Here is a 7,888-nt window from a genome sequence, read left to right on the forward strand (position 1 = left end):
AGAACTCTAATTACGCATGCACCGATTTTAGGGGATGGTTACAACCTGGACTGCAACCAATTCTGAGCGTTATGGCTGTTTAAGAAGGCTAAAAAGTATTCAGGCACGACATGTTGCGTATCTAACCGATAAAAAACGATCGCCTGATTCATGTTGTATTCTGGCCATGACTCATCCAACAACGCAGTTTTCCCAAGCGGGGGACCAACGATGTTCATCAAAATATCGCCGGGATACGCCTTCGACCTAGCCAGAAACTTTTCGTGAGCTGCTTTTGATACGTAGATGAAATCAGAGTCTTTTTGAAGACTGCCATAAAAAGACAAGTTATTAACCCTCAAGAATGGGATTCCGCCATTCTCTGATACTTCCGTTTTGGGAGGTGTGGTCCCTTTAGATACTTTAAGGCTTACCGAATCGGCTTCTGTAATTGCCCAGTCGCGAGGAACGACATCTGAGAAAGGACTGCCGGGCATTGATTCACACACCATAACCCAGCTCCTGCAAATACCCGTCCATCTGCTCGTTCAGTCTGGCGATCTCAGCCTCGATCTCTTTCCGCTCCGCTTGCACGGCCATGAGGTCGATCTCTTCCTCTTCCTCAAATGTGTCCACGTAGCGGGGAATGTTGAGGTTGAAATCGTTTTCTTGGATTTCCTCGTGGGTGGCCGCGTAGGAATACTTGTCCCGGGTGTCGCGCTGCTTGTAGGTGTCGACCACCTTGGCGATGTTCTCATCGGACAACTGGTTCTGGTTCTTGCCAGCCTTGAACTCGCGGCTCGCGTCAATGAACAGCACGTTGTTGTCGGTTTTATCCTTGCGGAACACCAGAACGGCCGCCGGGATACCAGTGCCGTAGAACAGCTTCTCGGGCAGGCCAATCACGGCATCCAGCAGGTTCTCCTCGATCAGCTTCTGACGGATTTTGCCTTCCGCTGAACCCCGAAACAGGACGCCGTGGGGTACGACCACGGCCATGCGGCCGGTCTTCGGCTTCAGGGTCTCGATCATGTGCAGGATGAAGGCGTAGTCGCCCTTGGACTTTGGCGGTACGCCGCGTCGGAATCGGGCGTAGGGATCGCTGTCCGCGCCCTCGAAGCCCCACTTCTCCAGTGAGAACGGAGGATTGGCCACCACGATGTCGAAGTGTTTCAGGCCGCCATTCTCATCGAGCAGCTTGGGGTTTCTGATTGTGTCGCCCCATTCAAGTTTGTGGTTGTCGATGCCATGCAAAAACATATTCATCTTGGCCAGGGCCCAGGTGCTGCCGATGGCCTCCTGACCGAACAAGGCGAAGTTCTTGGAGCCGTCGTTGCCCTTGCGGATCTGGTTGGCGCATTTGAGCAAAAGGGAGGCGGAACCGCAGGCCGGGTCGCAAATCTCGTCGCCTTCCTTCGGTTCGACGATCTCCGCCATCAGCTCTGAGACTTCCGGCGGGGTATAGAACTCACCGGCCTTTTTGCCGGAGGTGGCTGCAAAGTTCTTGATCAGGTATTCGTAGGCGTTGCCTATGACATCCAGCTTCCCGATTCGGCTGGGGCGTAGGTTGAGCTCTGGCCGGGCGAAGTCTTCCAGCAGGTGCCTGAGGATATCCTGTTTGTGTTTTTCGTCGCCCAGTTTGTTGGAGTTGAAGCTGATGTCCTGGAATACGTCAGCCAGCTTAACGATGTTGGCGTCTTCAATGGCATGTAGGGCCTTATCGATTCGCTCTCCGTTGCCTGGCTCGTGGCGCTTTTCATAGAGCGCGTAGAAGCCAGCGTCTCCAGGCAGGACGAAACGCTCGTTTTTCATCAATTCCTGAATGAGTTCGGGGGAGTCGCCATATTCCTTTTTGTAGCTGTCGTAATGGTCCTGCCAGACGTCGGATAGGTATTTCACGAACAGCATCGTTAACACGTAGTCCTTGTAGATGCTTGGGTCTACGGTGCCCCGGAAGGTATCGCAGGCATTCCATACCGCTTTGTTGATCTGATCCTGCTTGATGGCATCGTTACTCATATCGGGTCTCTGTGGTCGTATCAGGACGAAGTATTTGTTGGCCGACAGCATCAACCATGCGTTGCCGGTTTTCGATTAACTGTTGGTAGAGCTGCACTTCACGGGTGGCGGCATCGGCCAGTTTCACCATCCGCTTCTGCCGCTCGATAGGTGGCACCACGATGGGTAGGCTGCCCAACTGAGATTTGGTGATGCTCGGCGCCACGGAGCCCTGGGAACACGCGGCAAAGTATCGCTGGGCATCCACGTGGTTTAGCTGCCACGCTAGAAATTCCGGCATCAGGTTGTAGGCATCAGGCTTGAGCCGGATATGATAGAAATTTGGGGTGCAGACGGTGTTATGGGGGAGCTCGGCGACCAGGGCAGCGTCGTTCCGGGTGCCTTTTGCCATAAAAATGATGTCGCCCGGCCAGAGGTAATCCGGTCGCTTTCGTCCGGGCAGGGTAACCCGATCCAAGGTTACACCCAGCTTGTCTGTCAGCGGCTGGCCCAAAACAAGGTGCCGATACTGCACGACGAAGGTGTTTCCGCGCTCCTGCAAGGGAAGTTTGCCGCGAAACGGGTACCCGGGCTGGATGGAGGCCAAATCTCGTAACAGGAGCGACCCTTTTCGTGCGCGTTCCATGCAGTATGCTCAATGATGCATTTAATATAGGCAGCGTAGTTACTGTTGCATCATTTGGCAAGATGCATTTCGTTGTCCGATCCTGCTCCCAGTTCGGAATTTAATCTTCTTTTGAGCTAACTCCTTTACGCGCGACATAGGCTTCAAGCAGGTGCGGCGCCAAAAGCTTCTCTACGGGAACAGGGGAGGTCGACTCAATGTGCCGTACCAGGTCAATGATCGTCGAGATGTTCCCATCCAACTTCCCCTTCAAAGCTCTTATTTCAAGCTGACTTTCCACGTAACGTTGTTTATAGCCGGCCCGGGTTCGTCCGTGCTTTGCGCTGTTTTTGTCACGTGCGCTTTTTATGCCGGCACGCTCCATCTGCAGGTTGGCGTAACGATCAATTAGGGGCCGGCGGCTGCTCAATGAGCTGAGTTTGCCTTTGATAATGGTCTTAGAAACAAGTCTTTTGTGGAGGGCCGCCGGTGTGATTGGCGCCTCTTCGTAGCCGGACGCCAACATCAGCATCAATTCGTGCTCGATGGCCTTGGTCAGCTTTTCACCTTGCAGCGCCATGGCTTTCCTCCTGAGGCTGATTCGAGTCGGGCAGGGCAGCCGCAAAGCGGTCTGCCAGGGTTTCCGGGCGAGATACGTTGTGGAGTAATCCCGAGGGGAACACCTGCAAGACGAGGTTCTTGTCGCGGGCTTCTCGGGCACGCTCGACGGTAATTTTCATTTGGCTCGTCATCTCACGGCTTTCCTGAAGTGCCTCTTCATAAGCGGGGTCGTTTGCTCGGTGCCGTTCAAGCTGCTCCAGATGCGCTGCCATGTTCGTGTAGTTGCGCTCCAGCCCCTCCAGTTCGCCCGGTCGGCCGGTTGCCAGGAGATTGCCACAACCGCCGCCCTGGAGGCATTTGAGCTTCTTGGGGCATCCATGGAGTGCCAGGTTGCGGGTGCAGGCGCCGTTCACCACCAGGTGAAAATCCCGGCCGTGGGTTTCAATGAAGGTTTGTGCATGCTCGGGACCTTCCTGGGTTTTAGTAAGGTTGTAGTCGTTTTGTAACTCGCCGACCAGAACGCCCGCATCCAGGGCCGTGGAAACAAAGTTCAGTGTTTGCTCTTCGGTGTCGAAGGCGTGAAACGCCTGGCGTAGGGGGCGCTCGAGATGCTGCGGGGCGGCCTTAGCAATGCCGAGGTCCTGTACCAGTTCGGTGAGCAGTGTGTCGCCGAGTTCAGCCAGGGCAGAGACAGAACTTGCGGTACCCTCAGGCGCGGCATCGCCATGTTGGTTGGTGCTTGGCAGGGGAGTTTTTCGGTATTCGATCAACCGATTTTGGGCAGACTGGCGCTCGTTTTCCGTGAGGTGTTGATAATAGCGGTTCTGAGTGATGTCCATCCTGCCCATGATCATGGCCTGCAGATGCTCTGACACACCGGCTAACGCTAAAAACGTGTTCAGGTTGTGGCGCGGATGGTGGGACTTCCACTCGATACGGCCACCGTTTTCCTCTGTGTACTCCCGAACATCGAAAACACTTTTATTGGCTGCGTTGCCGCCGATAAAGGCGTTCAGGTCGACGAGTTTCATCGGCTGCACGGCGGGCAACACTCGAGCACCCCGGGCCAGGCCGAGAGGACTGCTGGGGCCGACTATAAGCAGTTCGTCTATCCGCATTGTGACGCGGCGTTGGCCGACCAGGAATTCGTAATTAATCGGGTTTGCCGGATCCGGCAGATACGATCGCACCACTTCCTCGACATCGGCAAAACTGTATATGGGCTCTTGAACCTTACCCCTGGCAACCCCGGGTTTGGTCTGAAATCCAATAGGCGAGAGCTTTCTGGCTTTAACCCAACTGCGAACGCCATTTTGGAGGCGCTGGTAGAGAGGGCGCTCATCTTTCGTCTCGGTGTATCGAACGTTACTTTCGATGATGTGGTTGATCAGGTCCGACTCGGTAACGGTGGATTCATTCCAGTTCAGGATGTGCTTTCCGCCAGATTCAACGATCCACCGAGCGTGCTGATGAAACGGGTTCGTCAGTTCGAGAATTCGAAGATAAGCCCGCCTGGCAATTGGCGCGGCATTGCTTTCGAACCAGTGAATGCGGTTTTCGGCATGCTTCTCGGCGTAATAGCGGATTCCGTACTGCTCCATTGGTGAGCCGTCTACTGCAATTATTGGCATCCCGGTCTCTTTGCTCTGCAAAGGGCGGGTAACCCAGCAATCTCGTGGGAGGAAAAGCACTTCATCGCCTCGCAGACCGGTGCAGAATAGGAGGTCTACCACCCGGCAACCCAGCTCTTCCCAATAGTGGCGAGGGCTGGTCGTGATCGCGGCAAAGCCTTTTAGAGCGGCGAACGTGATCAGCCTTTGTTCGTCGTCATCTCTGGACCGGTCATCAACCACACCTTCCTCTACCGCTTTCCGTGCGACTGTACCTCGGTTCTTTTTGTTATCCGCTGTGTGTTTGTGCTCGTACTGTGGCGCCGTCAACGTCAGGCCTTCCAGGATCAGCAGCCGCTGGACGGTATTCGCGTTCGTCATGGCATCGAAGACGTTCTTGTAGCCCACAGAGACGAGCGTTTCGTCGATGTACTGGAAGACCGATGTGTCGATGTAGATTGGATTGGTCTGCTGGCGAGTCGCTCTGAGGCCAGCATAAATGCGTTTCAGAGTCAGGTGGGTGAGCAGTAGGCTCTGGGGTGAAGGCTTTCTATTGGCCGGGGCTTTCTCATACTGGTGCACCACAACTGCCTTGATGAAATCGACATAATCCCAGTCGGCGATCACCTGGCTCTCAAATCCCTTCATGCGGGAAATTTCGGTGTGAGCCATTGAGCTTTTTCCCGCTCGAATGGATAGCCAACCGGTGCTTTGATTACCCCAGGTCGTCGCACTCCAGGGTTGCTGAGTTACAGGCTCGATCTCGGCCTCATAATAGTCCCGACGGGCCTGGATGAAGCGCTGAAGATTCTCGATAACCTGCTTCACTGGCAGCCCTTCCGATTCTTGCAGTGGTTAATCACTACCTGAACCTCGGCAATCACGCCCTCGAGCTGCAGAACGGCAGGATTTCGGTGGGTTTGGCCGGCGGCGTCTGAAATCGCAAGCTGACTCGCAGCCTCGGCCTTTAACGCGTCCCTGACGCCGGCGTGGTCTCCATCCAGGAAGGGATTGAAGTCGCTGCAGCCATAACAACTCCGGACCGGCTCAAAATCGCAGGAGCTGGAACTGCATCCACCAATGCCTGTAAACAAACGGTTATCGACCATGCCCGCGACTTTCCGGCCGCGCCAATCTGATTCCTCGCCGATTTCACCGGTGAGGATCATCCCCATCATTTCCTGGTAGGCCGCGTTTTCACCAAGAGCTTTTTGTTTGATCACCGCCAATTCCGGCGTTGCGGCGATATAGTGACGGGCCGCCACGGTGCTGCTGTGGCCAAGTACTCGGGCAATCTGATCGGCCGATGCACCAGACATCGCCAGGCTATGGCCAACATGGTGCCGGAAATCATAGGCAGTCAGGTGAGGGAGGTGGCGTAGGAAATCCTTGAGCTCGGCGGTTTCTGGCATTGGGCCGACGAAATTGCGGGCGGCCCAGGCTCTTAATCGAGAATTCAGAGCCTTGTCAAAGCTTTTGGCCATCGCAAGGGATCCATCGGGGAACCGCAGCAGCTGGCCGTTTGCCAGATCCGGCCGACATCGATCTATCAAAGCCTGGATGATGGTGCCGGCTTCCGGGCTCAAATCCAGTTCAAATGGAGCCTTGTCGACCCGCTTGGCCTGTTTGGCAGGCGGTATGCTGATGGAGAAATAGCGATTGTGCCGGTTCTTGAAGTCTTCTTCTTTCAATTTGAATAGCTGAGCAGGGCGCATGCCGCTCTCAAGGCAGAGGATTGTTATGGAAAAGCCCCGAAGGTCCTCGGTTGTAAGCGACTGAATCTTTCCAATATCCCTGCCAATCCCCATCTCAAGGAAGCGCAGGACAGCAGGTTTTAGTTTGATCTCAAGGTCGTAATAGGACTGCCAAAGGTCCCTGGTGAAAGGAGGCGCCATTGACTCAAGATCAATCAAGTCATCGACACTGAAACCCGGCAACGAAAACTCACAGCAGAGGCCAATTATTCTTTTCCAAGGGAAATAGCCTGGTCTATTTTCAAAGTTGAAGAGTCGTTCAATACAGCTTTTTGCGGTGAATGATTCAAGCCCTGAGAAAAACGTTTTATGCGTGTAGAACAGCTCGTATGTGTAGCCGGCCGAATAAGAGGAAAGCAAATGCGACGTGGCCCAGTGTAAAAATTGACCCAGTCGACCTAACTCTTCATCTCGAAGAGGCTTTGCTGAATATTCCCGGTTGATCGAATATGACAGCGCCGCAGAGTTCTTTCCTAATTCACTGAAGTTAAGATGATATTTCTTTCCTGATGAAATGATCGTCCAATCCAACGTACCTGCATCAATCTGTTGAGTGTCATTTGGATCAGACGTGTAAAGGTTAATGAATCGTCGCGTTGGCCGCTCCCGCAGCGCTTTCATAAGTTCATCCGTAAACAAACTATCTGATGTTCCGGTACCCAATCGCGCACACAGTGAGGAGCGCGCATCGGAAAAGCTCTCGTCCTTGAGTGTTGATCCATTTGAATTCATCGGCACGCGGCCTCCCGCTTTTTAGAATTGTTCCGGTTTGTATATCTTGCGTTGCGCCCTGACGCGTCGGACATTTGCCAAATTTGCGCTCTTAGCGATATACCTCGCAGCGTACTTTTGTGGCATCGGGCTTTGTTCGCTCCATCCGCCTAGCTGGCGAAGTCGATCCTTGGCCAACTCAAAATCGCATCCGTCCCGTTCGACCAAGGCCTCAAAGGTATCCGTTGCCCACGTGAACCGAAACATGTGAGGGTGGAGCGTAACCAAGGTTCCTCCCAGCTCAGCGCAGCACAGGTGAGGGAAGTGTTGCTTTACTGAACAATACAGAGCGTCAACTACGTCCTGCGCGGTGCGTAATGATAGAGGGTTGCGACTTTTCCTAGTGTTGACCAATAAAAACGGGTGGGTGGGTCCACCTCTGAGATGGTCAACGTAAAGCTCCCAAAGTTTCACGTCCTCCGGTGCTAGTTGTATAAGCCGCTCTGACCAAGCGTTTTTGAGCTTTGGCGCGACGGTTCTTGGATCGGCAGAACCCTCATAATTGGTGATTGCTACAGCATGTCCAGTGCCAGAAGAGTATGGAACGAGGGGTAATCCCCCCGAAAAACAGCGGTGATCAAAAGTAGAAT

At 54.0% G+C, this 7,888-nt stretch carries 6 protein-coding genes; all 6 read right to left on the reverse strand.

The window, feature by feature from the left end:
• Positions 1–38 precede the first annotated feature (38 nt).
• The 6 genes from A8B84_RS15800 to A8B84_RS15825 all read right to left on the reverse strand — a co-directional run bounded on the left by A8B84_RS15800 (position 39) and on the right by A8B84_RS15825 (position 7,259).
• The gene (locus tag A8B84_RS15800) at positions 39–491 is read right to left on the reverse strand and encodes a restriction endonuclease subunit S (RefSeq protein ID WP_064227904.1); all 453 of its coding nucleotides are present in this window, start codon (positions 489–491) and stop codon (positions 39–41) included.
• On the reverse strand, positions 481–1,998 hold the full coding sequence (locus A8B84_RS15805; protein WP_064227905.1) for a type I restriction-modification system subunit M: 1,518 nt from the start codon (positions 1,996–1,998) through the stop codon (positions 481–483). The genes A8B84_RS15800 and A8B84_RS15805 overlap by 11 nt, the downstream gene beginning before the upstream one ends.
• Entirely contained in the window at positions 1,991–2,623 is a 633-nt protein-coding gene (locus A8B84_RS15810; protein ID WP_064227906.1) for a restriction endonuclease subunit S, read from the reverse strand. Before A8B84_RS15810 ends, A8B84_RS15805 begins: the two co-directional genes overlap by 8 nt.
• 100 nt (positions 2,624–2,723) lie before the next feature.
• Positions 2,724–3,182, reverse strand: a complete 459-nt coding sequence (locus tag A8B84_RS15815) for a hypothetical protein (RefSeq protein WP_064227907.1) — start codon at positions 3,180–3,182, stop codon at positions 2,724–2,726.
• The gene (locus A8B84_RS15820; RefSeq protein ID WP_064227908.1) at positions 3,166–5,601 is read right to left on the reverse strand and encodes a hypothetical protein; all 2,436 of its coding nucleotides are present in this window, start codon (positions 5,599–5,601) and stop codon (positions 3,166–3,168) included. The genes A8B84_RS15815 and A8B84_RS15820 overlap by 17 nt, the downstream gene beginning before the upstream one ends.
• Positions 5,598–7,259, reverse strand: coding sequence for a site-specific integrase (locus A8B84_RS15825; protein WP_082905192.1), 1,662 nt, complete (start codon positions 7,257–7,259; stop codon positions 5,598–5,600). Before A8B84_RS15825 ends, A8B84_RS15820 begins: the two co-directional genes overlap by 4 nt.
• Between the last annotated feature and the right edge of the window lie 629 nt (positions 7,260–7,888).

This window comes from Marinobacter sp. EhC06, assembly GCF_001650915.1.
Lineage (GTDB): Bacteria > Pseudomonadota > Gammaproteobacteria > Pseudomonadales > Oleiphilaceae > Marinobacter.

Coding starts and splice junctions, on each gene's coding strand:
- A8B84_RS15800 (WP_064227904.1), bottom strand. CDS start 491: ATGGTGTGTGAATCAATGCCCGGCAGTCCTTTCTCAGATGTCGTTCCT.
- A8B84_RS15805 (WP_064227905.1), bottom strand. CDS start 1,998: ATGAGTAACGATGCCATCAAGCAGGATCAGATCAACAAAGCGGTATGG.
- A8B84_RS15810 (WP_064227906.1), bottom strand. CDS start 2,623: ATGGAACGCGCACGAAAAGGGTCGCTCCTGTTACGAGATTTGGCCTCC.
- A8B84_RS15815 (WP_064227907.1), bottom strand. CDS start 3,182: ATGGCGCTGCAAGGTGAAAAGCTGACCAAGGCCATCGAGCACGAATTG.
- A8B84_RS15825 (WP_082905192.1), bottom strand. CDS start 7,259: ATGAATTCAAATGGATCAACACTCAAGGACGAGAGCTTTTCCGATGCG.